At 70.6% G+C, this 24,750-nt stretch carries 26 protein-coding genes and 1 riboswitch; of the genes, 11 read left to right on the top strand and 15 right to left on the bottom strand.

Annotated elements, in window-relative coordinates; genetic code table 11:
- Positions 1-76 precede the first annotated feature (76 nt).
- Complete coding sequence (locus EDF63_RS12230; protein ID WP_123313320.1) at positions 77-2,065, top strand: S9 family peptidase; 1,989 nt, start codon at positions 77-79, stop codon at positions 2,063-2,065.
- An 84-nt stretch (positions 2,066-2,149) separates the two neighbouring features.
- On the opposite strand, the gene gcvP is transcribed toward EDF63_RS12230, so the two are convergent.
- The 3 genes from gcvP to gcvT are packed head-to-tail and all read right to left on the bottom strand — an operon-like array spanning position 2,150 to position 6,586.
- Positions 2,150-5,089: an aminomethyl-transferring glycine dehydrogenase gene (gene gcvP, locus EDF63_RS12225; protein ID WP_123313319.1), complete on the bottom strand. Its 2,940-nt coding sequence runs from the start codon at positions 5,087-5,089 to the stop codon at positions 2,150-2,152.
- The gene (gcvH, locus tag EDF63_RS12220; RefSeq protein ID WP_123313318.1) at positions 5,086-5,463 is read right to left on the bottom strand and encodes a glycine cleavage system protein GcvH; all 378 of its coding nucleotides are present in this window, start codon (positions 5,461-5,463) and stop codon (positions 5,086-5,088) included. The genes gcvP and gcvH overlap by 4 nt, the downstream gene beginning before the upstream one ends.
- A gap of 4 nt (positions 5,464-5,467) precedes the next feature.
- Positions 5,468-6,586 carry a glycine cleavage system aminomethyltransferase GcvT gene (gene gcvT / locus EDF63_RS12215; protein WP_123313317.1) on the bottom strand — a complete coding sequence of 373 codons (1,119 nt, stop codon included), beginning with the start codon at positions 6,584-6,586 and terminating at the stop codon, positions 5,468-5,470.
- 49 nt (positions 6,587-6,635) lie between these two features.
- A riboswitch (glycine riboswitch) is annotated at positions 6,636-6,741 on the bottom strand.
- A 229-nt stretch (positions 6,742-6,970) separates the two neighbouring features.
- Here gcvT and EDF63_RS12210 point away from each other — a divergent pair.
- Genes EDF63_RS12210 through EDF63_RS12195 form a run of 4 tightly spaced genes read left to right on the top strand, consistent with a single transcriptional unit; the run spans position 6,971 to position 8,870 of the window.
- Positions 6,971-7,345, top strand: coding sequence for a BlaI/MecI/CopY family transcriptional regulator (locus EDF63_RS12210; RefSeq protein WP_111084962.1), 375 nt, complete (start codon positions 6,971-6,973; stop codon positions 7,343-7,345).
- Positions 7,346-7,358: 13 nt separating this feature from the next.
- Positions 7,359-8,096: a M48 family metalloprotease gene (locus EDF63_RS12205; protein WP_123313316.1), complete on the top strand. Its 738-nt coding sequence runs from the start codon at positions 7,359-7,361 to the stop codon at positions 8,094-8,096.
- A gap of 40 nt (positions 8,097-8,136) precedes the next feature.
- On the top strand, positions 8,137-8,619 hold the full coding sequence (locus EDF63_RS12200) for an FBP domain-containing protein (RefSeq protein WP_123673093.1): 483 nt from the start codon (positions 8,137-8,139) through the stop codon (positions 8,617-8,619).
- Positions 8,616-8,870 carry a hypothetical protein gene (locus EDF63_RS12195; protein ID WP_111084959.1) on the top strand — a complete coding sequence of 85 codons (255 nt, stop codon included), beginning with the start codon at positions 8,616-8,618 and terminating at the stop codon, positions 8,868-8,870. The genes EDF63_RS12200 and EDF63_RS12195 overlap by 4 nt, the downstream gene beginning before the upstream one ends.
- A gap of 40 nt (positions 8,871-8,910) precedes the next feature.
- Here the strand turns inward: EDF63_RS12195 and EDF63_RS12190 are convergent, their stop codons facing one another.
- Complete coding sequence (locus EDF63_RS12190) at positions 8,911-9,795, bottom strand: LysR substrate-binding domain-containing protein (protein WP_123313314.1); 885 nt, start codon at positions 9,793-9,795, stop codon at positions 8,911-8,913.
- A 68-nt stretch (positions 9,796-9,863) separates the two neighbouring features.
- Here EDF63_RS12190 and EDF63_RS12185 point away from each other — a divergent pair, with 68 nt between their 5' ends.
- Together EDF63_RS12185 and EDF63_RS12180 are read left to right on the top strand one after the other, a co-directional pair.
- On the top strand, positions 9,864-10,352 hold the full coding sequence (locus EDF63_RS12185; protein WP_123313313.1) for a GNAT family N-acetyltransferase: 489 nt from the start codon (positions 9,864-9,866) through the stop codon (positions 10,350-10,352).
- Positions 10,353-10,402: 50 nt separating this feature from the next.
- Complete coding sequence (locus EDF63_RS12180; RefSeq protein ID WP_123313312.1) at positions 10,403-10,588, top strand: hypothetical protein; 186 nt, start codon at positions 10,403-10,405, stop codon at positions 10,586-10,588.
- A gap of 5 nt (positions 10,589-10,593) precedes the next feature.
- Here EDF63_RS12180 and EDF63_RS12175 read toward each other — a convergent pair whose 3' ends face one another.
- Entirely contained in the window at positions 10,594-10,974 is a 381-nt protein-coding gene (locus EDF63_RS12175; protein WP_111084955.1) for a hypothetical protein, read from the bottom strand.
- Between the two features lie 405 nt (positions 10,975-11,379).
- On the opposite strand from EDF63_RS12175, the gene EDF63_RS12165 reads away from it, so the two are divergent.
- Entirely contained in the window at positions 11,380-12,156 is a 777-nt protein-coding gene (locus tag EDF63_RS12165) for a class I SAM-dependent methyltransferase (protein ID WP_123313621.1), read from the top strand.
- A gap of 38 nt (positions 12,157-12,194) precedes the next feature.
- Here EDF63_RS12165 and EDF63_RS12160 read toward each other — a convergent pair whose 3' ends face one another.
- The 3 genes from EDF63_RS12160 to EDF63_RS12150 all read right to left on the bottom strand — a co-directional run bounded on the left by EDF63_RS12160 (position 12,195) and on the right by EDF63_RS12150 (position 16,147).
- On the bottom strand, positions 12,195-13,382 hold the full coding sequence (locus EDF63_RS12160) for a MalY/PatB family protein (protein ID WP_260233089.1): 1,188 nt from the start codon (positions 13,380-13,382) through the stop codon (positions 12,195-12,197).
- Positions 13,383-13,511: 129 nt separating this feature from the next.
- A complete protein-coding gene (locus tag EDF63_RS12155) occupies positions 13,512-14,762 on the bottom strand; it encodes a DUF4041 domain-containing protein (protein WP_260233088.1) in 1,251 nt (416 codons plus the stop codon).
- 116 nt (positions 14,763-14,878) lie between these two features.
- Positions 14,879-16,147 (bottom strand): hypothetical protein, encoded by a 1,269-nt coding sequence (locus EDF63_RS12150; protein ID WP_260233087.1) that lies wholly within the window; start codon positions 16,145-16,147, stop codon positions 14,879-14,881.
- Positions 16,148-16,308: 161 nt separating this feature from the next.
- Here EDF63_RS12150 and EDF63_RS12145 point away from each other — a divergent pair, with 161 nt between their 5' ends.
- Positions 16,309-17,085 carry an isocitrate lyase/phosphoenolpyruvate mutase family protein gene (locus tag EDF63_RS12145; protein ID WP_123313309.1) on the top strand — a complete coding sequence of 259 codons (777 nt, stop codon included), beginning with the start codon at positions 16,309-16,311 and terminating at the stop codon, positions 17,083-17,085.
- Between the two features lie 84 nt (positions 17,086-17,169).
- Here EDF63_RS12145 and EDF63_RS12140 read toward each other — a convergent pair whose 3' ends face one another.
- Positions 17,170-19,056 carry an amidase family protein gene (locus tag EDF63_RS12140; RefSeq protein ID WP_123313308.1) on the bottom strand — a complete coding sequence of 629 codons (1,887 nt, stop codon included), beginning with the start codon at positions 19,054-19,056 and terminating at the stop codon, positions 17,170-17,172.
- Entirely contained in the window at positions 19,053-19,880 is an 828-nt protein-coding gene (locus EDF63_RS12135) for a hypothetical protein (RefSeq protein WP_123313307.1), read from the bottom strand. Before EDF63_RS12135 ends, EDF63_RS12140 begins: the two co-directional genes overlap by 4 nt.
- A gap of 137 nt (positions 19,881-20,017) precedes the next feature.
- Here EDF63_RS12135 and EDF63_RS12130 point away from each other — a divergent pair, with 137 nt between their 5' ends.
- Together EDF63_RS12130 and EDF63_RS12125 are read left to right on the top strand one after the other, a co-directional pair.
- Complete coding sequence (locus EDF63_RS12130; RefSeq protein WP_123313306.1) at positions 20,018-20,629, top strand: HD domain-containing protein; 612 nt, start codon at positions 20,018-20,020, stop codon at positions 20,627-20,629.
- A 273-nt stretch (positions 20,630-20,902) separates the two neighbouring features.
- Complete coding sequence (locus EDF63_RS12125; protein WP_131845315.1) at positions 20,903-21,190, top strand: hypothetical protein; 288 nt, start codon at positions 20,903-20,905, stop codon at positions 21,188-21,190.
- A 673-nt stretch (positions 21,191-21,863) separates the two neighbouring features.
- Here EDF63_RS12125 and EDF63_RS12115 read toward each other — a convergent pair.
- The 5 genes from EDF63_RS12115 to EDF63_RS12095 form a co-directional block, all read right to left on the bottom strand.
- On the bottom strand, positions 21,864-22,328 hold the full coding sequence (locus EDF63_RS12115) for a phage tail protein (RefSeq protein WP_123294134.1): 465 nt from the start codon (positions 22,326-22,328) through the stop codon (positions 21,864-21,866).
- 68 nt (positions 22,329-22,396) lie between these two features.
- Entirely contained in the window at positions 22,397-22,786 is a 390-nt protein-coding gene (locus EDF63_RS12110) for a DUF2510 domain-containing protein (RefSeq protein WP_123313303.1), read from the bottom strand.
- Positions 22,787-22,815: 29 nt separating this feature from the next.
- Positions 22,816-23,889 (bottom strand): redox-regulated ATPase YchF, encoded by a 1,074-nt coding sequence (gene ychF / locus EDF63_RS12105; protein WP_123313302.1) that lies wholly within the window; start codon positions 23,887-23,889, stop codon positions 22,816-22,818.
- A 59-nt stretch (positions 23,890-23,948) separates the two neighbouring features.
- Positions 23,949-24,158, bottom strand: coding sequence for a hypothetical protein (locus tag EDF63_RS12100; RefSeq protein ID WP_148061774.1), 210 nt, complete (start codon positions 24,156-24,158; stop codon positions 23,949-23,951).
- A 9-nt stretch (positions 24,159-24,167) separates the two neighbouring features.
- Positions 24,168-24,725, bottom strand: a complete 558-nt coding sequence (locus tag EDF63_RS12095) for a hypothetical protein (protein WP_123313300.1) — start codon at positions 24,723-24,725, stop codon at positions 24,168-24,170.
- Positions 24,726-24,750: the final 25 nt, after the last annotated feature.

Below are 24,750 nucleotides of genomic sequence, written 5' to 3'. Positions count from 1 at the left end.
TCTGTGCAAGGAGCACCTGTCACGAGTCCCCCTCAGGACCCGGGCATCCACCCTCCACCAGCCGTACCGTGAACACGTGCTCGCGAACGACATCCCCCATCTCCACGTCCCCTCCTCCCCCACCGTGAGCGGTGATCCCGGGAACACCGGAGCGGCCTTCGTCGCGGTCTCCCGTCCGGACCTCGAGCAGGATGCCTCCCGCAGCACCATCGAGCGCGTGACCGCTGCGGGCGCGGTCCGCTGGACCTCCGGCGACCGCGACTCGTCACCGGTCCTGTCCCCGGACGGGCGCGCGCTCGCGTTCCTCCGGTCGGTCGAGGACGACCGCGGGGTCGCGCACCCGCAGCTCGCCGTGGCACCGGTGCACGGCGGCGAGGCCCACATCGTCACCGCCCTGCCGCTCGGCGCCGGCGACCCGGTCTGGTCGCCCGACTCGACGCGGGTCGCGGTCACCGCACGCTTCCCCGAACCGGGCCGCTACGGCTCGACGGTCCCCGGTGCCGACCGTCGTCCGGCACCGAACGCCGAGGCACCCCGGCTCGTCTCCCGGCTCGACTTCCACGTCGACGGCACCGGGTACCTGCTCGACAAGCTGCAGCAGATCGTGGTCGTCGACGTCACCGACCCCGCCGCGGCGCCGGTGGACGCCCCGCTGACGAGTGCGCCGTGCTCGGTCTCCGCTCCGGCCTGGTACCCCGACGGCGGCGCGCTCCTCGTCGTGGCCCCGCGTGACCTCGGTGCACGAGAGACCCACGACGACGACCTGTACCGCGTCGACGCGTCCGACGGCACGATGACGCTCGCGATCCGGACCGAGGGCTCCGTCAGCGCGATCGCGACGGCCCCGGACGGCACCGTGTACTACATCGGGGCGTCGCACCTCGACGGCCGCCTGGTCGCCGAACCCGAGGGCCTCTGGGTCGCGGCGCACGGCTCCGATCCGATCCGACTGACCGCACGGGCAACGGTCGACGTCACCGGAACGCCGGTGCTCCACCGCGGAGACGTCCTCGTCGCGGTGCTCGACCGCGGGACCGTCACCGTGCGTCGTGTCCCCGCCGGAACGACGGCGCCGCTCCAGCTCGACGAGCTCGGGGTCGTCCTCGGGGGCCGTCTGGTCGTCTCGGGCTTCGACGTCGACGGGGACGTCCTGGTCGCCACGGCGGCCACGACGGACTCGCCCGGCGAGGTGCACGTGGTCGACCTCGCGGCATCCGACGATGCGTTGCCGACGGTCATCACCGACTACGCGGCTCCGCTCCGGTCGGAGGCGTCCGCCCCCGGTGTCCGCCGCATCGAGGAGCTCACCGGCGCCGCTGCCGACGGCACCCCGGTGCACGGCTGGGTCGTCCTGCCCGAGGGCGACGGCCCGCACCCCGTCCTCCGGGTGGTGCACGGCGGACCGTTCGGCCAGGACACCTGGGCGTTCTTCGACGAGGCGCAGGTGTACGCCAGTGCCGGGTACGCCGTCGTCATCGGCAACCCGCGCGGGTCTGCCGGCTACGGCCTCGACCACGGCCGCGCGGTCATCGGTGCGATGGGCACCGTCGACGTCGACGACGTACTCGCCCTGCTCGACGCGGCGCTCGAGCGCCCCGACCTCGACGCGGCCCGCGTCGGCATCATGGGCGGCTCGTACGGCGGGTTCATGACGAGCTGGGTCGCCGCCCACCACGGTGACCGGTTCGTCGCCGCGTGGAGCGAACGCGCCGTGAACGCGTGGGACTCGTTCGCGGGCAGCTCCGACATCGGCTGGTACTTCGCCGACGCCTACGTCGGCGCCGACCCCGAGGAGCAGCGTCGCCGGAGCCCGCTGACGTACGCCGCGCAGGTCACGATCCCGTTCATGGTCGCGCACTCGGAAGCGGACTGGCGCTGCCCGATCGAGCAGGGGCAGCGCCAGTTCGTCGCGCTCCGGCGCGCCGGGGTCGACGCGTCGTTCCTCGTGTTCCCGGGCGAGGGCCACGAACTCTCCCGCTCCGGCTCGCCGTGGCACCGCGTGCAGCGGTTCGAGCACGTCCTCGCGTGGTGGGCGGAGCACCTGCCCGTCACGCCGGTCGCGTGACCTGACCGAGGGATGACGGGAGGCCCGTGGCGGATCCGCCACGGGCCTCCCGTCGTCTCGGTGGTGCGTCGAGGACGCGGGTCGCTACGCGAACGCCTCCACCGGCGGGCACGCGCACACCAGGTTGCGGTCGCCGTACGCCTGGTCGATCCGGCGCACCGGCGGCCAGTACTTGCGGCCGCTGATGCCGGGCAGCGGGTAGACGGCCTGCTCGCGGGTGTAGGCGTGCGCCCACTCCCCCGAGATCACCGACGACGCCGTGTGCGGGGCGTGCACGAGCGGGTTGTCGTCCGCCGGCCACTCCCCGCGCTCGACCGCCGCGGCCTCGGCCCGGATCGCGAGCATGGCGTCGACGAAGCGGTCGAGCTCGGCCAGGTCCTCGCTCTCCGTCGGCTCCACCATCAGGGTGCCGGCGACCGGGAACGACATGGTCGGGGCGTGGAAGCCGTAGTCGACCAGACGCTTCGCGACGTCGTCCACGGTGATGCCGGTGGTGTCGCGCAGGGGCCGCAGGTCGAGGATGCACTCGTGCGCCACGAGCCCGTCGTCGCCCGTGTAGAGCACCGGGAACGCGTCGCGCAGTCGTGCCGCGATGTAGTTCGCTCCGAGCACGGCGGCTTCGGTCGCACGGGTGAGGCCCTCGAGCCCCATCATCCGGACGTAGGTCCAGGTGATGGGCAGGATGCTCGGGCTGCCGTACGGGGCCGCGCTGACCGGGCCACCGGCGTGCGCCAGTCGGCCGTCGGCGTCGGCCGCGGTCGAGCCGGGCCGGCGGTCGGCCTGCTGCGCGAACGGGTGCCCCGGCAGGTAGGGCGCGAGGTGCGCCTTCGCCGCCACCGGACCGACACCCGGTCCGCCGCCGCCGTGCGGGATGCAGAAGGTCTTGTGCAGGTTGAGGTGCGAGACGTCGCCGCCGAAGTCGCCGAAGCGGGCGTGGCCGAGCAGCGCGTTGAGGTTCGCGCCGTCGACGTAGACCTGGCCGCCGGCGTCGTGCACGGCGTCGCAGATCTCGCGGATGTCGTGCTCGTACACGCCGTGGGTCGACGGGTACGTGATCATCAGCGCCGCGAGGATGTCGGCGTGCTGTTCCGTCTTCGCGCGGAGGTCGGCGAGGTCGACGTTGCCGTTCTCGTCGCACGCGACCACGACGACCTTCATGCCGGCGAGGACCGCCGACGCGGCGTTCGTGCCGTGCGCGCTCGACGGGATCAGGCAGACGGTGCGCTCGGCGTCGCCGTTGGCCTGGTGGTACCCGCGGATCGCGAGGAGCCCGGCGAGCTCGCCCTGGCTGCCGGCGTTCGGCTGCAGGGACACGGTGTCGTACCCGGTGACCTCGGCCAGCCAGGACTCCAGGTCACCGATCATGTCGAGGTAGCCCTCGACGTCGCCGCGCGGCGCGAACGGGTGGATGTTCGCGAACTCCGGCCACGTCACGGCCGCCATCTCGGTCGCGGCGTTGAGCTTCATCGTGCAGCTGCCGAGCGGGATCATGCCACGGTCGAGCGCGTAGTCCTTGTCCGCCAGGTGCTTCAGGTACCGCATCATGCGGGTCTCGCTGCGGTGTGCGCTGAACACGGGGTGCGTCAGGTACTCGCTCTCGCGCTGCAGCCCGGCCGGGAGGCCCGTGGCCGCGTCACGCACGGCAGCCTCGGTCGCGGGGACGGTCACGTCCACGGCCCCGAACACGCCCGCCAGTCGTGCGACGTCGTCGGGCGTGGTCGTCTCGTCGACGGAGAGCTGGAACACGTCCTCGTCCACCCGGTGCAGCAGGAAGTCCGCGTCCTGCGCTGCGGCGACGACCGCCCCGGCGCGACCGGTGGCCCGCAGGGTGAGCGTGTCGAAGTACGCGTCGTGCACCACCTGGAGGCCGGCGTCACGGGCGACCGCGGCGAGCGCCGACGTCGTCCGGGCGACCCGGTTCGCGATGAACCGCAGCCCCTCGGGTCCGTGGTACACGGCGTACATCGAGGCCATGACGGCGAGCAGGACCTGCGCGGTGCAGATGTTGCTCGTCGCCTTCTCGCGGCGGATGTGCTGCTCGCGGGTCTGCAGGCTGAGGCGGTAGGCCATCGCACCGTCGGCGTCGAAGGACACCCCGACCAGGCGTCCGGGCAGTTGGCGCTCGAGTCCGGCGCGGACGGCGAGGTACCCGGCGTGCGGGCCGCCGAAGCCGAGCGGGACGCCGAAGCGCTGGCTCGTGCCCACGGCGACGTCGGCGCCGAGGTCGCCGGGGCTGGCGAGCAGGGTCATGGCGAGCAGGTCGGCCGCGACGACGGCGATGCCGCCCCCGGCGTGCACGCGCTCGATGATCGACGACGGGTCGACGATCCGGCCGGAGGCACCGGGGTACTGCACGATCACGCCGAAGGCGCCGTCGAGCTGCTCGTCGGTCGGTCCGGCGACGGGGTCGAACGCACGCAGCGTGATGCCGACGGCGTCCGCGCGGTGGTCGAGCAGCGCGCGGGTCTGCGGCAGCAGGTCGTCGTCGACGAGGAACGCGTCGCCCTTCACCTTGGACGCGCGCCGGGCGAGGAGCATGCCCTCGACCACGGCGGTGCCTTCGTCGAGCATGGAGGCACCGGCGGTGGCCATGCCCGTCAGGTCGGAGACCATCGTCTGGAAGTTGATGAGCGCTTCGAGCCGGCCCTGGGAGATCTCCGGCTGGTACGGCGTGTAGGCCGTGTACCAGCTCGGGTTCTCGAGCACGTTCCGCTGGATCACCGCGGGCGTGTGGGTGCCGTGGTAGCCGAGGCCGATCATGGCGCGGCGGACGGTGTTGCGTCCGGCCTTCGCCCGCAGTTCGGCGAGTGCCTCGGTCTCACCGACGGCGGCGGGGATCACCGAGTCGGTGACGGGTGCCGCGTGGATCGACTCGGGGATCGCGGCGCGGACCAGGGCGTCGAGCGACGTCTGGCCGATCGTGTCGAGCATGGTCTGCTGGTCGGCCGGGGTGGTGCCGATGTGGCGGTCGGCGAAGGAGGTCTGCAGGTTCTGGAACACCTGCTGGTCGTCGGGGCCGGTCATGCGATGGACGCCCGGTACGCGTCGTGGTCCATCAGGTCCTCGGGGAACGAGGTGCCCTCGACCTTGATCTTCACGAGCCAACCCGTGCCGAACGGGTCCTGGTTGACGGTGTCGGGGGCATCGACCACGGCGTCGTTGACCGCGATGACCTCGCCCTCGATCGGCGCGAAGAGCTCGCCGACGCTCTTGGTGGACTCGATCTCGCCGATCTGCGCGCCGGCGGTGGTGGCGGTGCCGACGGCGGGGAGTTCGACGTAGACGACGTCACCGAGCTGCTCGGCGGCGTGGTCGGTGATGCCGACGGTGACGGTGTCGCCCTCGACGAGGAGCCACTCGTGGTCGGCCGTGTACTGGAGTGCGGTCTGGTCGGTCATGACATCAGCCTTTCGAGGCGCGGCGGTAGAAGGGGAACGCGGTGACGGTGCTGGGGATGGCCGTCCCGCGGACGTCGATGTGCAGGAGTTGTCCCTCGGCGGCGAGCGCCGGGTCCACGAAGGCCATCGCGACCGGGTGGCCGAGCGTCGGCGAGAGGGCACCCGAGGTGACGGTGCCGACGACCGTGCCGTCGTGCACGACGTCGTAGCCGGCACGTGGGGCGCGGCGCCCCTCGGTGACGAGCCCGACGAGCACGCGGGCGTCGTCCGTCGGCGCGACACCGGCCGCGCCGACGAAGTCGCCGGTCTTCGCGACCACGCGGCCGAGTCCGGCCTGGGCGGGGCGCACGTCGGTGCTGAGCTCGTGCCCGTACAGCGGCATGCCGGCCTCGAGCCGAAGGGTGTCGCGTGCAGCGAGTCCGGCGGGGACGACACCGCGGTCGGCGCCGGCCTCGAGCAGCGCGTCCCAGATCGCCGGGGCGACCTCGGGGGCGCAGTACAGCTCGAAGCCGTCCTCGCCGGTGTAGCCGGTGCGGGCGACGAGCACCTCGGAGCCGTCGAACACGGCGTGCAGGGCGCGGTAGTAGCCGAGGTCGTCGAGGGGGCTCTCCGGCTGCAGGCGGTCGGCGACGACGAGGGCGTCGAGCGTGCCGGCGGCCGCTGGGCCCTGGATCGCGACGAGTGCGGTGCTGTCCGAGTCGTCCGACACCGCGACGTCGAAGCCGTCGGTGCGCTCGGACAGCGCGGCGACGGCGACCTCGCGGTTCGAGGCGTTCGCGACGACGAGGAACACGTCGTCGTCGGTGCGGTACACGACGAGGTCGTCGAGGATCCCGCCGTCCTCGGCGAGCAGCAGGGAGTACTTCGCGCGGCCGAGCGGCATCGCGCCGAAGGAGCCGGCGAGCGCGTGGTCGAGGAAGGCGACCGCGTCCGGACCGGTCACCCCGATCTCGGCCATGTGCGACAGGTCGAAGACCCCGGCCGACTGTCGGACGGCGTGGTGCTCGGCGAGGTCGGACGAGTAGCGCACGGGCATGCGGTACCCGGCGAAGTCGGTGAAGGTCGCACCGGCGGCTTCGTGCGCGGGTTCGAGCGGGGACGAACGCAGTGGCGTCGGACTCATGGCGGAGTTCTCCTGGCATCAGCAGGACCCGGCGACGATCGCCGGGTGGAACTCCCCCTCTGTCATGGGCCTGAGAGTTTCACCGCGGCCCGTGAGGTCCGGCGGCTTTCACCGTGGGCGAGACGACTGAGCGTCTGCTTTTCAGAGTGGCCTGTCCGCTGCGGTGTGGGACCTGAGAGATTGACGGGGGGATTGCTCCTTCGGTGCCGTGCGTGCGCCCGAGGGCACGATGTGCCCATGGGCACGATGTACCCGTTGGCACTGCACGGCGTCTCCCGCGACGGATGAGCGGCCGGTGTGTTCAGTTGTCCGCGCCGAGCATACCGAGACCGCGTTACGAACGTGTGTCGCGTGCCGGCCTTCGACATCTCGTAGAATGCGGGGATGGCCGGACAGCGATCACGCCCCAGGGGGCAGCTCGAGCAAGCGGTGCTCGACGCGCTCCGCTCCGTGACCGACGGCCTGACCGCCCGCCAGGTGCTCGACGCCTTCCCGGAGCCCCGTCCGGCACTGACCACGGTGCTCACCGTCCTCGACCGGCTCGGCCGCAAGGGGCAGGTGGAGCGGCAGGAGCACGACGACGCCCCGCTGAGCTTCCGCGCCGTGCACAGTCGCGACGAGCAGACCGCGTCCCTCATGTCGAGTGCGCTCGCCGCCTCGGCCGACCGTGAAGCAGCCTTGCTGCAGTTCACCGGCTCGCTCGCCTCCGACGACCTCGAGGCCCTGCGCCGCGCCCTCGACGCCCGCGCACGTTCCTGACCGGGGTCGCTCCGTGGTCGTCGCCGGCATCGCGCTCATCGTCCTCGCCCTGTTGGTGGTCGTGTTCGCCCCGAGGGTGCTGACCCGGTCCGCCTGGACCATCGACCGCCCGCGCACCGCCCTGGTGTGCTGGTCGCTCGCGGTGCTGCTCGGCGTCGTCGGGTTCGTCGCCGGCATCGCCCTCGTCGTGCTCGCCGACCGCCCGCTCACCGACCTCCTGGGCGGCGACGGCTCCCCCACCCACGGCTTCAACGTCGGCGTCGCACTGCTCGCGGTCATCGCGTTCGTGGTCGCCGTCCGCGTCCGCCCCGGGCCCGAGCACGAGGCCGTCCGCCAGGCCATGCGCTCCGGCGTCGCGCCGCACCGCGAGATCGACGGCACCCCGGTGGCCGTCGTCGACGCGGACCACGCCCTGGCCTGCGCGGTGCCCGGACGGAGCGGCGGTGTGCTGGTCAGCACCGGCTTGGCAGACCGGTTGCGGACGGACGAACTGGAGGCCGTGGTCGCCCACGAGCGCGCCCACCTGACCCAGCACCACGCGGCGGCCGTCGCGGTCGCCGAATCGATCGAGCGTGCGGTCCCGTGGGTGCCCGGTGCGCGCGCCATGGCGCGTTCGACGCGCGTCCTCGTGGAGTTCGCCGCCGACGACGCCGCGGCCCGACGCGTCGGACGCGACGCCCTGCGCCGGGCCGTCCTGGTGGCGGACGAGAGCAGCGCGCTCGGGGCGATCCGGGCCTCCCGTCTCTCCTGAGCGAGCACGTGTCGGAGGCGAGGCATATGGTGATCGGACCGTGAAGCCACTGACCGAAGCCGACATCCGATCCTCGTTCGTCAACGCCACCCCCGACGAGCTCGAGCAGCTGCCGATCCCCGGCCTGCACGAGATGCTCTGGGACGAGCGCGAGTTCCTGGGCTGGCGCGACCCGCAGGCCGCCCGCCGTGGGTACATCGTGTCCTGGATCGACGACCGCCCCGTGGGCATCATCGTCCGGTCCGCGGGCGGCTCCCTCCGCGCCGGCATCGCCGCGATGTGCTCGTTCTGCCACTCCCCGCAGCCGGCGACGCAGGTGCGGCTGTTCTCGGCGCCCCGTGCGGGCGAGGCCGGGCGCAACGGCAACACCATCGGCACCTACATCTGCGAGGACCTCGGGTGCTCGATGCTCATCCGCACCGCGCCCCCGCACCTCAACCCGCCGGCGACCATCGCGATGCGCGGCGCCTCGCTGCTGCAGCGCGTGCAGAACTTCACCGCGGACATCATGAAGTCGGCGTGAGCCGCTTCGGCACCGCCCGCTGGGCCGTCGTCGAGGAGCTCGGCGACGGACGCTGGCGGTTGACCCTTCGCGACGAGGCCGACGACGAGCTCGGTGCGTTCGGCCTCGGGGTCGAGGGGCCGTGGGACCCGGACGTCGAACCCCACGTCGGGTTCGTGCTCGTGCAGCTCGGGCTGACCCTGCGGGGTGCACGGCCGTGGCACGTCGACGAGCTCGGCGACCACCGGGCACCCGTGCTCGCACTCGGCTGAGCGGAGCGCTTCCCGCCGGGCGTCGCTCAGTCGGCGTCGCTCAGTCGGCTTCGACGAAGTTCCGCAGGATCTCGCGGTCGTCGTCGGCGCGCATCGCCCACGACAACTCGCTGCGGTGATCGCTGTCGGTCAGCGGCAACAGCACGACGGTGTCCGGTGCGGCGAGCGCTGCGCTCTCCGGAGCGACGGTCACGCCGAGTCCCGCGCCCACCAGGTGCAGGACGGTGGCCCAGGTCGTGGCCTCCTGCACGACCACGGGTCGTCGACCGCCGGCGGTGACCGGTGCGAGGTTGCGCTCGGTCGCGAGCGAACCGGCCACGGCGGGGAAGAACACGAACGGCTCGTCCACGAGCTCGGTGCCGCGGATGGCTCGACGATCGGCGAGCCGGTGTCCGCGTGGGACCGCAGCGACGAACGCCTCGGTCCGGAACGGCAGCAGCCGCACGGCGGGGTCCGGATCCGGGTCGCGCACGACGGCCAGGTCGAGCTCGCCCCGCACGATCCGGGCGAGGAGCGTCGACGAGTAGCCCTCGGTCAGGTCCACCCGGACCAGGGGGTACCGGTCACGGAACGCCTGCACCCGCTCGATCGGACCGAGGGGCAGCGCCGAGACGACGAACCCGACGTCGAGCCGGCCGGCCTCGCCCCGACCGACCCGGACCGTCTCGTCCAGGTCGCGGCGTACCTGCCCGAGCAACGACCGCGCACGCCCCAGCAGCGCCTGGCCGGCGGCGGTGAGGGCGACGCTACGGCTCGTGCGGACGAACAGGTCGACGCCGAGTTCGCGTTCGGTGCGGCGGATCTGCTGGGACAGTGCGGGCTGCGCGATGCGAAGGCGCTCGGCAGCTCGGCCGAAGTGCAGTTCGTCGGCCACTGCGAGGAACGCACGGAGCTGGCGGAGGTCGACGTCCGGATCCCGATCCATGCATGCAGCGTATCGATCGACACGAACGAGTATTGGACGTGACCCCATCCGAGTTCGAGGATGGAGCTATGCCCGAAGCGACCTCCACCGTCATCATCGCCGACCTCGCCACCCCCGCCGACGCCGAGGCGTTCCGCGTCCTGAACGAGGCCTGGATCACGCAGTTCTTCGCGCTCGAGGACGAGGACCGCAAGTTCCTCGGCGACCCCGTCGGTCACGTCGTCGAACCCGGCGGGGCCGTCTTCGTCGCGCGGCTCGACGACCAGGTGATCGGGTGCATCGGCATCGTGCCGACGACCCCGGGGGTGTTCGAGCTCGTGAAGATGGCCGTCGCGCCCGGTCATCAGGGGCACGGCACCGGTCGGAAGCTCATCGCCGCTGCACTCGACCGCGCCCGGGAGCTCGGCGCGCAGCGGATCGACCTCGAGAGCAACGCGCAGTTGGCCAGCGCCGTGCACCTGTACGAGGCGTTCGGCTTCCGCCACCTGCGCGCCGACGAGCTCGTGCCGAGCCCCTACGTCCGCGCCGACGTGCACATGACGCTCGAGCTGCGCTGACGTTCGAGCTGCACTGACGGCAGACCGGCCCGCTTCGGTACGCTCGCGGCATGGCGACGTACGAGGTGCAGGCGGTCCGTGAGCGCGGCGCGTGGCAGGTGTTCATCGACGGCTTCATGGTGACCGAGGTCGACCGCTGGCCGGCTGTCGGCTTCGTGGCCCGCGAGATCCTGGCGATGGACCGCACCGACGACCTGCAGATCCGTGTGGTCGGGCGCAACCAGTACATCGACTGACCCGGTCAGCGAGCGGCGGCGACCAACTGCTGTGCTCGCTGGTGCGACACGTGGAGCAGTGGCCCGATCTCACGCACCGTGAGTCCGGACTCGTGCAGGACCAGCGCCGCAGCGGCCGTCTCCTTCGCCGCTTCGATGCGCGCTCGCTCGGATTCCTCGCGGAGCGCCACCGCACGGTCCAGGTGTGCCTGCGCCGCTTGGGGCATCGCCACCTCGACGACGAGCTCGAACGACTCCGGATCGCGGTCGTCGTTCATCAGCGAGAGCCAGTCGCGGGCCATGAGCTCGATCTCACGCTCGCGCTTTGCCTGCGTCCGGACGACTCCGTCGATCCAGATCACCCAGTACTTCTTGCCGCGCTCTGCGCGCACCGTGTGTCGGCTCATCGTCGCCCATCTCCTTGTCGGTCGCAGTCACAGAGAATGCCGCGCACCGTCATCTCCTCCACCTCTCGGTGCCTCGGAACGACGATCGTGTTCCGACCGAAGCGGAACAGGTCGTGCTTCCCGCCATGCCGGTGGAACACGAATTCGACACCGTTCTCGTCAGCCTTCCGAGCGAGCCTGCGGAGCAACTCCGTGCGCTTCACCGTAGTTGGCCAACCATTACTAGGCAAACTTGCCTATCGCGGTTGGACAGAAACGGCTCGTAGCGCTGCATGTCCCGACTGTGGCGACCCGCGGGCTGCGGTTCAGGAGTAGCGACGTGATCTGTGGACAGGCTCCAGCCGGGGCGAATTGTGGAGGAACGGCCGGTCGCACTCGCGCCGGGGAGACGCCACCATGGACCGCATGAGCACCACCACGTTCGACGACCTGATCGCGATCGGCGAAGCCGCCGACGTCACCGGCTGGGACTTCTCGTGGCTCGACGGCCGCGCCACCGAGGAACGCCCGCCGTGGGGCTACGCGAAGATGCTCGGCGAGCGACTCGGTCGCCTCGCCGGGGTCCCCGGCACCGCCAGCCTCGACGTGCAGACCGGCGGTGGCGAGGTCCTCGCCGAAGCGCCCGCGTTCCCGGCCACCGCGGTCGCGACGGAGTCCTGGGCGCCGAACGTCGCCACTGCCACGCGACTCCTGCACCCGCGCGGCGTGGTCGTCGTCGCCGACCCGGACGAGCCGCCGCTGCCCTTCGCGGACGGCGCCTTCGACCTCGTGACGAGCCGGCACCCGGCTGCGATCCACTGGGACGAGCTCGCCCGGGTCCTCGCACCCGGGGGCACGTACTTCGCCCAGCACGTCGGCCCGGCGAGCGTGTTCGAGCTGATCGAGTTCTTCCTCGGCCCGAAGCCCGTCGAGCGACGCGGGCGGCACCACGACGACGAGGCCGACGCAGCACGTGCCGCCGGCCTGGAGATCGTCGAGCTGCGGACGGCGCGGACCCGGATCGAGATCCACGACGTCGCCGCGGTCGTCTACCTGCTCCGCAAGGTGATCTGGTGGGTGCCCGACTTCACCGTCGAGCGGTACCGCGACCGCCTGCTCGACCTGCACGAGCTGATCCAGCGGGACGGACCGTTCGTGGCGCACTCGACGCGCCATCTCATCGAGGCGCGCCGACCCGTCTGAGTCGACCCGGGCCTCCTGGATGCACCACCGTCACGCACTCACGCGACGTGCCAGACCAGCCCCTCCTGCGCACTCGACGGGTACGCCGAGGCGATGCGGAACACGGCCTCGCGCAGCGTCTCCGGTGAGCACGCCAGGTTGAGGCGCACGAACCCACGCCCCTCGCTCCCGAACCCGAGTCCGGAGTTCAGGGCGACGTAGGCGTTCTCACGCAGTGGTACGGCCGGGTCGTCACCGAGCCCGATCCCGCGGAAGTCGAGCCACGCCAGGTACCCGGCGCGCGGCCGTGTGTAGACGACACCGGGCAGGTGCTCGGCGAGGAGCTTCGCGAGCAGCCGGTCGTTGGCCACGATCCGGGACACCACCTCGTCGAGCCAGGTGGTCCCGACGGTGAACGCCGCCAGGTTCGCGTGCAGCCCGAGGATGCTCGTGCGGCAGGCGACCTCCTCCCACAGGGTGTCGAGGAGCGCGCCGGTGCGGTCGTCTCCGGCGACGATGATCGAGCACTTCACGCCCGCGAGGTTCCACCCCTTGCTCGCCGAGGTCACACAGACGCTGCGGGCTCCGACGGGCTCGGCGACGGCCGCGAACGGGGTGAACTGCACGCCCGGGTGGGTCAGCGGGGCGTGGATCTCGTCGCTGATGACGAGCACGTCGTACTTCGCCGCCAGTTCGGCGATCGCGAGCAGGTCGGCGCGGTCGTGCACGAGGCCGACGGGGTTGTGCGGGTTGCAGAGCAGGAAGACACCGACCCCGCTCGCGAAGGCCCGCTCGAGTCCCTCGAGGTCGAGCCGGTACTGCCCCCACTGCTCGAGCAGCGGGACCTCTTCGACCTGACATCGGGCCTCGTCGACGAGCTCGAAGAACGGCGGGTACACCGGCGGCGTGATCGCGACGCGACCGCCGTCGGGCAGCGCGAGCCGGAGCGACTCGACGATCCCGACGCTGACGTCGGTGGCCAGGTGGATCCGGGACGGGTCGATCTCCCAGCCCCAGCGGTCGAGGGCGAACTGTGCGAACGCCGGTGCGAGCGGCCCGGGTCCGTCCAAGTAGCCGAGGTCCGACTGCGACACGCGTTCGATCAGGGCCTGCCGGATCTCGGGCGCGACGTCGTGGTCCATCTCGGCGACGAACAGCGGCAGCACGTCGGGTGCGTACCGCGTCCACTTGATGCTCGTCCGGACCCCGCGGAGCGTGCCGACCGGGTCCTGCTCGTCGCTCGCCATGCGTCCCAGCATGCCCCTGCCGGGAGGCCCGGCGCGACTCCCGACGTCATCCCACGTCGTCTTCGGGTGGGCTCGCGGCCGGGAGCCGCCCCGCCTCGGGCCCCAGCGCCTAATGCGAGCCGGCTGGGTTCAGGGGCGAGACGGCCAAGCGCCTACTGACTGCAAGTACTCCGTGGCATCGGCATCCTCCCGGAATTCCAAGAGCGCCCCGACCTTCTGCAAGAGGACCTCGCGCACCTCTGCTGGAGTAGCGAAGAAGAACTCCTTGCGGGAATTGGCCTGATTCAGTGCCCGGGCCGCGAAGTGCCGGTGGAGCTGTGTCTCCAGGGTGACGGCGTCCTCGGAGAAGTAGATCGTGTGCACGTCGAATCGGAACGGCACTGAGGCTCCGCTCAGTTCGCTCACACGATCCAGAGGCTCGAGTCGTCGAGTCAAACCGATCTTGACGACGTCCGGACCGAATGCGCCCCTGTTCGAGATCACGTAGACGTAACCCGCCCGGATGTTGGCAGCACGGAAGTCGTTCTGAGCGATGGCGTCATCGATGGCGAGCAGGCGATGTTCGAGGTCCGCGTCACTCTGCCCACTGCGGTGTAGCTGCGCGAGAGTCTGTTGAATGAGCGCGCGTTCTTTGTCGAGTCGCTCACGCTCGGCGTCGAGCTCCTGCTGAACGCGCCGCTCCTCACGGAGCTGCGCTCGCTCGTCGCGCTCCCGTTCACGCTCTTCCTGCTTCTTCATCAGCCAGTCAGCCGTGAGTTCGATTTCTTCTTCGCGAAGTAAGTGGAACGCGGGAGCGATCCGCATCTCCATCATCGAACCGAGCTTCGCAATGGCATCGCGTGACTTCTCGAGTCGGCGCTTCGCTGTCTCCGCATTTCCCGCACGAAGTGATCGGATTGAGTTGTCAGCTTCGGCGTTGTACGCGCGGAGCATCAGCTTTGACAGATCATCGGTCATCTTCCGTCCCTTCGCGAGGGAGTTGTCGAAGGTGAACATGTTCGAGCGTTCGATCGCCCGACCGGAGCGGACGAGACCGGCGATCCGTGTCTCGATGTCCTTCAACCGTTCTTTGTAGGCGGCCGCATCTTCGAGGGGATGATGGTAACGGTAGATACCGACCTCTTGGAGGACCCGCTCATCATCAAGCGGCACAACTTGTTCGTCGGGGCCCGAGTTGAGGGCAGCACGGAGGTCCCGAATCGTGGCTTCGAGCGAATGGATCTTCTCGTCGCGGGACTCCCCGTCGGCTTTCAGGCGTGCCGAGCGGCGCTCGCGGACAACAGCCGTGCTCGCAGGTTCTGCAGGACTCGGAAGCGAGGGTTGACCGGACGGTGCATGAGCATCTGGCGACGGAGCCGGATCACCTTCTCCGAGCCACAATTCCCACCCCTCAGGAGGGGTGGGCCAGTCGGCGGGAGGGGTCCAAGACGGGGGCGGCGTCCATCCCACCGGCACCGCAGGCCAGCCCGGAGGCGGGTTGAACCGACGTCCAACGTTCACGAGCGGCGCACCCCGCCGGGGTCAACGACGACGAGTCCAGCAGGATTCTTCGAGGTAGCTGCTCCGAGGAGTTCCAGTGTCGCCGAGGGCACAACCCCCGTGAGGTCGAACGCCGTGAACTGGTCCCGTGAGGCGCTCACGGCGACGAGCGGAAAGAAGCGATCCAGGCCGGTCGCGGGGTCTTTCGTCGCCGGTCCGACCTGCAGTGCCACCGTCTGGATGATGCCGCGGCGATCTGCTTCGAACACCTCGTGCAGCGTCCGCAGTGCGACCTGCGCCAACGCGTCGCCGTACCGCTCGTTGATGTCTTTCTTCGTTGCGGGGCTGCCGACGATCTCGTCGTTGGCCTTCACCCAGCGATAACTCTTGACGGCCGGGACCGCGTCCGGCGCCGGAGTCACCGCCCGGATGAGCGCCTCGGACGTACTTCCATCGAACTCAGCCTGGTGCGTCACCTCGAAGGCGTCCGGGTACACGGAGTTTGCCAGCACGATGTCGACGTACTCTTCGACAGCCTCGGTAACGCCGTAGCCGAGTCCGGCGATCAGCGCGTCGATCTCACCGTTGTGCTCCGCAACCTCAGCCTCGCGAAGTCGGCATTCAGCGTTGTAGCGCTCTCGCTCAGCGCCGAGGAGTTCCACCCGACGCTGTTCGATCTCGTTGTGCTGCCGGTCCGCTTGAGCCTGCCGTTCAGGCAAGGAGGCACGGAGTGCCTCCCACTCAGCAGACGCGGCCTGGAAACCGGCCCACCACTCTTGCTTCAGCTGATCGTGCTTCTTCTTCTTTCCGAACATCCCCTTCGGGGCCGGCGGTTCCTGCCACACCGGCTGCGGCGGCAGAACAAGGGGAAGCGGACGGGGGCGCGGAATCTCGAGATCTGGGTGCGGGAACGGCGGGTGGTTTGCCGTGCGCTTGAGCTCTTCGAGATCGACGTGGTCGTCAACGTCGAGCGTTGCAGCGAGGAGGCTCGCAATGGCTTCGTTGATCGCTTGGACCTCTGCGTTCAGCTCATCGGCCTCTGCCTTGCGCGCCTCACCGTAGGCAGCCTGCGCCTCGCGTTCGAGGCGCTTTCTTTCCGCGTCAGTGGCGCGAGCGGCAGCAGCATTCGCACGCTCCGCCTGCGCACGAGCGCGCTCCACCGCAGCGACGGCCGCCGCTTGCTGGCGCACTACCGCCGCTTGCTGTCGCTGCGCTCGAGCAGCGTTTGCTTCCGCGACCCGCTGTTGGTGTTGGATCTCCGCGAAGAATCCGCGCTTCCGTGCCACTGGTGGACCTCCCAAGGTGCTGACAACGGAAGCCTATCCATGACTGAAACTTCATCTACGGCATGACGCGAGCTCCTCTCGGTCTCCGCGTTGTCCGGTTGATCGGTCCAGCTTCGCTGACCGCTCGGCGCTGCCCGCCCCGTCGGCCTACTGTCGGTCCCATGAGCACGAGCACCGCCGACAAGGCCACCACCCTCAAGCAGCTGCACGAAGCCCCGGAGATCCTCCGCGTCGTGAACGTGTGGGACGCGATCACCGCGAAGGTCGTCAGCGACCTGCCCGGTACGAAGGCGATCGCGACCGCCGGACACTCGATCGCCGCGTCGTACGGGTACGAGGACGGCGGGATGCCCCTCGACCTCGCACTGTCGGGCGCCGCGATCGTGGCCGCCGCGACCGACCTGCCGGTCACCGCGGACCTCGACGACGGGTACGAGGACCCCGCTGAGACCATCCGGAGCGCGATCGGCTCCGGCATCGTCGGCGCCAACGTCGAGGACCGCCTGCGCCCCTTCGACGAGGCCGTCGCCCGGGTCGCCGCGATCACCGCCGCTGCCCAGGCCGAGGGCGTCGACTTCCAGCTGAACGCCCGCACCGACGCGATCGCCCGCGGCGGCGACCGTCCGATCGACGAGAGCATCGCGGACGCCATCGCGCGCGGCAAGGCGTTCCTCGACAACGGCGCGGCACTCGTCTTCGTGCCCGGCGCGATCGACCGTGGCGTCGTGGAGCAGCTCGTCGACGGCCTCGGCCGCGGCAAGCTGTCGGTCATCGGTCTGCCGGGTGCCCTGCCCGCCGCCGAGTACGAAGCACTCGGCGTCGCCCGCATCTCCTACGGTCCGCTCACGCAGCGCGTCGCGCTGCGCGCGCTCCGCGACCTCGCGACCGACCTGTACGCCGACGGCGTCGTGCCGGAGGACACTCCGACCCTGAACTGACGGAGCAGACGGACGGGAGGCCCGTGGCGGTGTCGCCACGGGCCTCCCGTCCATCCTGTGGTCGCGTCACGCGACCCGCTCAGCTCAGCCGAGCGCCGGGTACAGCGCGGGGGTGGTGCGCGCCGTCGTCTCCTGCTCGAAGGCGTAGCCGAGGCCGATCAGCGTGCTCTCGTCGAACGAGCGACCGAGGAACTCGAGGTTCACGCCGGCGCCGGTGATCGTGCCGTCGGCCGCGGTCGCCTGCCCCATCGGGACGGTGATCGCCGGCATGCCGGTGTTCGGGCTCAGACGCATGTTCGTCGACTGCGTGCCGTACGGCGTGCCCGACGGGTAGATCAGCGAGTCGAGGTCCTGGTCGTCGAGCATCTGCGTGACGAGCTGCTTGCCGGTGGCGAGCTGGGTCGTGTGCGAACCCGTGGGCCCGGCCCACGCCTGGTACTGCGCGTCGGTGATCAGGTCGCGGGACTCGTAGGTCGACTTGCGGCTCGGCACGTACTCGCCCGAGGCCAGGATGCCCTGCAGCGACCGGGCGGTCACGTCGGGGTCGAGGTGCTTCGCGACGTACTCGTCCAGGTCGTGCTTGAACTCGTTCGTGCTGCCGCTGCCCTCGGACAGGACCCGGTTGAACGCCGTCGTCGCGGTGATCGGGACGACGGTCGCGCCGGCCGCCTCGAGCTTCGCGACGGACGCGTCGAACAGCCGCTTGGCCGTGGCGTTCGTGCCGACCATGCTCGTGACGTAGCCGATGCGGGCGCCCTCGAGCGAGTCGGCGTCGAGCGAGGACGTGTACGAGGTGGGCACCTTGCCGGACTGCGCGCTCGTGACGGGGTCCGCGGCGTCCACACCGGTGACGGCGTCGAGCGCGACGGCCGCGTCGGTCACCGACCGGGCGATGGGCCCGCCGGTGTCCTGCGACAGCGCGAGCGGGATGATGCCGTCGCGGCTGGCCAGGCCGACCGTCGGGCGGATACCGACGAGCTGGTTGTACGTCGACGGGATGCGGATCGAGCCGCCCGTGTCGGTGCCGAACCCGATGCCGGCGAGGTTCGCCGCGATCGCCGCACCGGTACCACCGCTGGAGCCACCGGCGGTCTGCGCCGTGTTGTACGGGCTGGCGACCAGCAACGACGAACCGGCGGGCTGGTTCGACGAGAACTCCGAGACGAAGCCGTAGGCGAACTCATCGAGGCTGGCCTTGGCGAGGATCACCGCACCGGCACCGCGCAGTCCGGCGACCATGGTGGCGTCGGTGTCGGTCTGGTTGTCGTCCCAGCAGCCGCAGCCACCCGTGGTCGGCATGTCCTTCGTGTCGTAGTTGTCCTTCACCGCGATCGGCACACCGAGCAGCATGCTCGTCATGCCGTGCTCGGCACGCTCGGCGTCCGCCGTCTTCGCGGCAGCGAGGGCCTCGGCGTTCGTCGTGACGATCGAGTTGAGCGCGCGGCCGGTCGACGCGGTGTCGACCTTGGTGCGGTCGTACGCGGCGATGCGGTCGAGGTAGTCCTGCGTGATGGCGACCGAGGTGGTGACCCCGGCGTTCATGGCGGCCTGCATGTCGATGGTGGACGCCTCGACGAGCGTGAACGGGCCGTCGTCGTAGATCATCCGCTGGGACAGCGCCGCGAGGTCCGCGACGGTGATCGTGCCGTCGGCGTTGGTGTCCGCGGCGCTGACCGTCGCCCAGTCGGTACTCGCGGTCGTCGCACCGAGGTGGTCGGTGAGCACCGCGAGGTCGGACTTCGTGACCTGGTCGTCGCCGGTCAGGTCGAGGTCCGTGTAGTACGGCGCGAGCATCGCGGCGGGGCTGGCGTCCACGGGTGCCGGAGCGGCTGCTGCCGTGATCGCCGGGGTCGCGGCGAGGACGGTGCCGACGAGGGCGATGAGCGAGGCGCCGGCGACGGCGGTGCGCTTCCGGCTGGTCGTGGGCGTTGCCGCGACCTGCTTGCTTGCGGCCGGCTTCTTGGCGGTCATTCGGCTGCTCCGGTGCGCTCGCGGCGGGCGCGGCGCGCACGCATGGTGATCAGGGTCCCGCCGGCGGCGAGGAGGGCCAGCGATGCGGCGATCCACGGGGCGACGTCGGCGCCGGTCCAGGCGAGTTCACCGCCGGTCGGACGGTCGCCACCCGCTGCGGCCACGGCGGTGGCGCCGTTGGTCGGGTCGGAGGGGTCGCTCGGGCCGGCCGTGGCCGTCGGGTCGGGGTCGCCCGCGCCGGAGCCCGGGTCGGCCGTGGCGGTGGCGCCCGGGGTGGGCGTGGCCGTCGGGGTGGGCGTCGGCGTGGCCGTCGCCGCTGCAGCGATCGAGATCGAGGTGCTCGCCGGGTCGGTCAGGGTCGTCGAGGTGCCGTCGGAGCCGACGAGCGTGATGCTCGTGATCGCCAGGTCGACGCTGCCCACTGCGGTCGGCGTCAGGCTGATCGACGCGCCGAGGTCGCCACTGAGCGCCGGGGAGGTCCCGAGGCGGGTGTGCACGACCGTCAGGGCGTCGCCGTCCTGCTCGACACTGTCGAAGCCGCCGTCGGGACCGGTGACGCTGTCGTCGACGTACGCCACGGAGTCCGCGTCGGCGTCGAGCGTGATCTCGTACGCGTAGACGTCGGTCGTCGCCGGGATCGTCAGGTCGACGTCGAACGCGGTGCCGACGGTCGCGGTGGTGGGGGCGTCGATGGTCGCGGTCGTCGCGGTCGGCGCTGCCTGTGCCGGTGCGGCGGTCAGGGCGGCGAGGCCGATCGCCCCGGCGGCGACGAGTGTCGAGGACACGATCGTCGCGCGGGGGCGCAGCCGGAGGCGGTGCTGCATGGGTGCAGGTCCTTCGGGAGGAGGTCGGGTGCTGAGCGGGTACTCAGTGATCCGAAAGCTAACGGTGCGCTGTTTCCGGCTCGGGCCCGGCACGTTTCCGCGTCGTTACGGCTCCGCCGCACCGCTACTGTCGTGCCATGTCGCTCGACGTCGAAGCCCTGCTCACCCCGCCCTCCCCCGTCGCCGCACGGGCGTTGGACGTCGTCCGCACCTGGTCCTCCCCCGCGCTGGTGAACCACTGCCTGCGCTCGTGGGCGTGGGCGGTCCTGCTCGCCCCGACCGTCGACCTCGAGCCCGACCGCGAGCTGCTCTTCGTCGCCACGATGCTGCACGACCTCGGCGTGACACCGTCGTTCGACGCCCACGCCGTGCCGTTCGAAGACGCCGGCGGCGCCGTGGGCTCCGTCTTCGCCCTCGGCGCCGGATGGGACGCAGCCCGCGCGCGACGCGTCGGTGAGGTCATCGAGCGGCACATGTGGACCTCCGTCGACCCCGCGATGGACGTGGAGGGGCACCTGCTCGAGGTCGCCACCTCGCTCGACGTCTCCGGTGCCGGGTTCTCCCGGTGGTCCACCGACGACCTGCACGCCGTCGCCACCGCACTGCCCCGCCTCGGGTTCTCCGGCTCGTTCGACGAGCTCATCCACGCGCAGGCTTCGCGCAAGCCGGCCTCCGCCGCTGCACGACTCGACGGCTCCGGGAACGTGGCTGCCGGTGGCGCCCGTTGGGACGCGTTCCTGGTGTCCTGAACCGTCTTCACGGCCGTCGCTGGACTTCTTCGCTTCGAGTGCGTATAGTTCTTGGTTGGTGCACTGCCGCGAACCCATCTGACTCGCGCACACCATCGTCTCGACACCGACTCACCCGAGTCGCATTCCAAGCGAGACCACCGCTCGATCCGAACGGATCAGCAGCACGTTGAAACTCGACGTGCGCGCCCCGCACTCGATGCGTCGTGCCGGACTGAGACGTCCGCCGACACCGAGTCGCCCTGGCGCCGAATGACCAGGAAGTACAGCACCATGACCAGCAACGAACGAATCACCGTGTTCGGGACCGCACTCGCGGCCCCGACGATCACCCCCGACCGCATCGCCGAGTTCCCCGTGCGCGACGACCGCTCGCAGCGCGAGTACCTCGTGCGCATCGCGGCCGACGACCTGCAGACCTTCGTCACCCGCGGCACCCGTCTGGACGCCGTCGGCGAGGCCGGCTGGACCGTCCCGGGCCGCTCCTGGGCGGGCGAGGCCAGCCGCACCCTGCTGCAGGCTCAGTCCGTGCAGGCGGGCGAGATGGCTCTCGCGGCCTAGGTCCCACCAGTACGAACGCGAAGCGCCGCCGGGCTGCCCGGCGGCGCTTCGTCGTGCGTGGGGCCGTCCGTGCGACGGTCACGCACCTCGACGGGCCGCAGCCACGACCTGTGACGCCGCCCCGAGTACCCCCGGCACGATCGCAGCGAACGCCCCGACCGTGTGACCGGCGAGATGAGAATCGCTCCCGCGATGAGCGCTCCGACGGTGAGTACCTGCGCACCGATGACACCCGTCAGGACGGCGACTGCCTCCGCTCTGCTCAGACGCTCGACGGCGTCAGCAGCGACCGCTTCGGAGCGGAGGTGGCAGTCGATCATCCGCTCGGCCGCTCCCGGAACGAGCCGCTCGTACTCGGCCAGGACGCGCGGAGACGCTACCGGTCCACTGAACATCTCCGTTGCAGCGATGTTGAGGACGTTGGCGTCCGCCTCTCCTCGGCTGCCGTTCGCCGTGCCGCTGACGCCCGCTTCTCGTTCAACAGCTCCCGCATCGCCCGCGCTCGGGAGCTGTCCCCCGTGAACCCGACGTACAGGCCGTGCATCACCGCAGTCTTCACCAGAGTCGCCGTCATAGCCCATGCCCTGCCCTTCATCACCGGTTCGTGGTGACCAGGGTCGATCAGCGTTGCCTGCCGTACCAAACATTTTGCATACACGGGGGCTTCGCGACGTCAGTACTCGCCCTTCACCACGAAGAACGAGCCGCGGATCGTGCCGGCGAGCTTCGACTTCTGCCGCGCGAACTTGAACTTGTCGGCGAGTTCCTCGGGCACGTCCATGCCGTCGGACAGCTTGAAGCCGACGGCGCGCTTGCCGCCCGGCTCGAGCGTGTACAGGACGTTGATCGCCAGGCCGGACTCGTAGAACACGTACGTCCAGCGCACGCCGTCGACGAGCGCCTCCGTGGCCTCGAGCGGTGGTGACGCGATGACCAGCCCGCGCTCCTCCTCGAGCACCCGTCGCACGTAGGCGACCAGATCCGGAACATCAGCCGCGGCGTGCGTGGTGAACACGTGGTCGTACTTGTTCGCGAAGTACCGCGCCTCGTTGGCCCGGAGCCCGGCGAGTGCGTCGGCGACCGGCGAGGACTCCAGACCCACCGTGGACACGTTCACGAAGTCGACGACGTACGACATGGGGGCCTCCTCGGGCGCTCGGACGGTCTGAATCTAGCCCCCACCACGCGCTGGCCGGTCCTGGATGCTCAGTTGATCCGCTCGAACACCATGGTCGCCTGCAGCCTGTCTCCGCCACCGAAGCCAGTACTGCCCGACGAAGCCGTCGTGATCGTGTGGAGCCGGTAGCCGAGCGCAGCCTGCGCGTTGATCGCCTTCTCCAGCTCCGTGAGGTTGCCGGACCCCGTCCCGAAGAACTTCTCCCGCAGGACCACCTGGAGGACGACGTAGCTCATGCCGTTCTGCGCCGGCCGAGGCTGTCCGCCCGCCGCGGCTTCCGCTTGGATACGGCCGATCACCCCACCGATACCAGGCGCGCCCGGGGCCTCCGGCTGTACCTGCTCGGTCCACGCGGAACCGTCCCACCACCGCATGGTGCCGGAACCGTCGTCGTACCAACCTGCCTGTGGGTTCGTCATGGGCTCATCCTGGCGCATGCACGGCGAGGTCAGTTGTTGAACCGGAACTCCACCACGTCGCCGTCCTGCATGACGTAGTCCTTGCCCTCGATCCGGGCCTTGCCGGCAGCGCGGGCCTCGGCGATGGAGCCGGTCTCGACCAGGTCGTCGAACGAGATGACCTCGGCCTTGATGAAGCCCTTCTCGAAGTCGGTGTGGATGACGCCGGCAGCCTGGGGTGCCTTCCACCCCTTGCCGATCGTCCATGCGCGGGCTTCCTTCGGACCGGCCGTCAGGTAGGTCTGCAGCCCTAGGGTGTCGAAGCCGATGCGGGCGAGCTGGTCGAGTCCCGACTCGGTCTGGCCGGTCGACTCGAGCAGTTCGGCGGCGTCGGCGGGGTCGAGGTCGATGAGCTCCGACTCGACCTGGGCGTCGAGGAACACGGCCTGGGCCGGGGCGACGAGCGCGGCCAGTTCGGCCTTGCGGGCGTCGTCGGTCAGGATCGCCTCGTCGACGTTGAACACGAAGATGAAGGGCTTGGCCGACAGGAGTCCGAGCTCGGCGATCGGCGCGAGGTCGATCTTCGTCGCGGACAGCAGGGTGCCCTGCTCGAGCGCGGCACGGGCCTCGCGAGCGGTCTCGAGCACGATCGGCTCGGCCTGCTTGAGCTTCACGGTCTTCTCGTACCGCGGGAGCGCCTTGTCGATCGTCTCCATGTCGGCGAGGATCAGCTCGGTGTTGATGACCTCGAGGTCGTCCTTCGGGGACACCTTGTTCGCCACGTGCACGACGTCGTCGTCGGTGAAGCCGCGGACGACCTGCGCGATGGCGTCGGCCTCGCGGATGTTGGCGAGGAACTTGTTGCCCAGGCCTTCGCCTTCGCTCGCACCCTTGACGATGCCGGCGATGTCGACGAACGACACCGGCGCGGGCACGGTCTTCTCCGAGTGGAAGAGCTCAGCGAGCTGGTCGAGCCGCGAGTCGGGCAGGTTCACCACCCCGACGTTCGGCTCGATCGTCGCGAACGGGTAGTTCGCGGCGAGGACCTGGTTCTTGGTCAGGGCGTTGAACAGGGTCGACTTGCCGACGTTCGGGAGACCGACGATTCCGATGGTGAGAGCCACGGAAGAAGAGCCTACCGGCGGCGGCCTGTCGGAGCCGACCCGGGCCTCCAGTCCGTCCGTCAGTCCAGCGGTGGCGACCCGCCCAGCGTGATCAGCCACAGGATCGCGGCGAGGATGCCGCGGGCCGATCCGGTGGCCACGATCGCGGCGGCGGCGCCGGCAGCGACGAGCGCAGTGGCCAACCCGACGGCACGCCGCGTGGTGTGCGGTGCTGCGTCGACGCGCTCCGCCTGCGCCAGCAGCTCGTCCATGTCCCGCGGTTCCCCCATGTCCTGAACCTAGTCCGGCTGCTGCTGGGAGGCCAGGGCGACCACGTGACGCTCGACGACGTCGAAGACGTCGGCCTGCAGCCGTTGCGAGCGCCGCCAGTCGCCGGCCACCTGCAGCGAGTGGTCGGCACGGTCGACGGTCTGGAGGCGCGCAGCAGTCCCCGAGACCCGCTCGGGCCGCCACATGGTGTCGTCTCCACCCCCGATCGCGTCGTGCGCGTCGGTGGCGGCGGCGAGCGCCGTGGCCACGTCGTCGTTCGTGAGGACCGGCGTGAGCCAGACCCCGGGGACGTCGTTCCGGATCGCCCACGGCAGGGCGAAGCACCCGAACGACTTCGCGATGACCAGGTCGGGTAGGCGATCGTCCAGCGCGGCCTCGATCGCGGCCTCGACGAACGCCACCGGGTCGGCCCCGGCGTCGTCGTCGATGGTCCAGGCCGGTGCGACGACCTCGCATCCGGCCGCCGAGGCGATGGCCTGTGACCACCACAGCAACGGTGCCTGTTGCCCGTAGCCGGCCCCGGCGAGTACCAGCACGAGCGGCCGACCGTCTCCGTCGTTCCCCATGCGCGCACGCTACCGCGCGGAACGC

This window comes from Curtobacterium sp. JUb34, assembly GCF_003755065.1.
Taxonomy (GTDB): Bacteria; Actinomycetota; Actinomycetes; order Actinomycetales; family Microbacteriaceae; genus Curtobacterium.
Note: the sequence above shows the minus strand (reverse complement) of the source record. Positions and strands in the feature narration are given on the sequence as shown.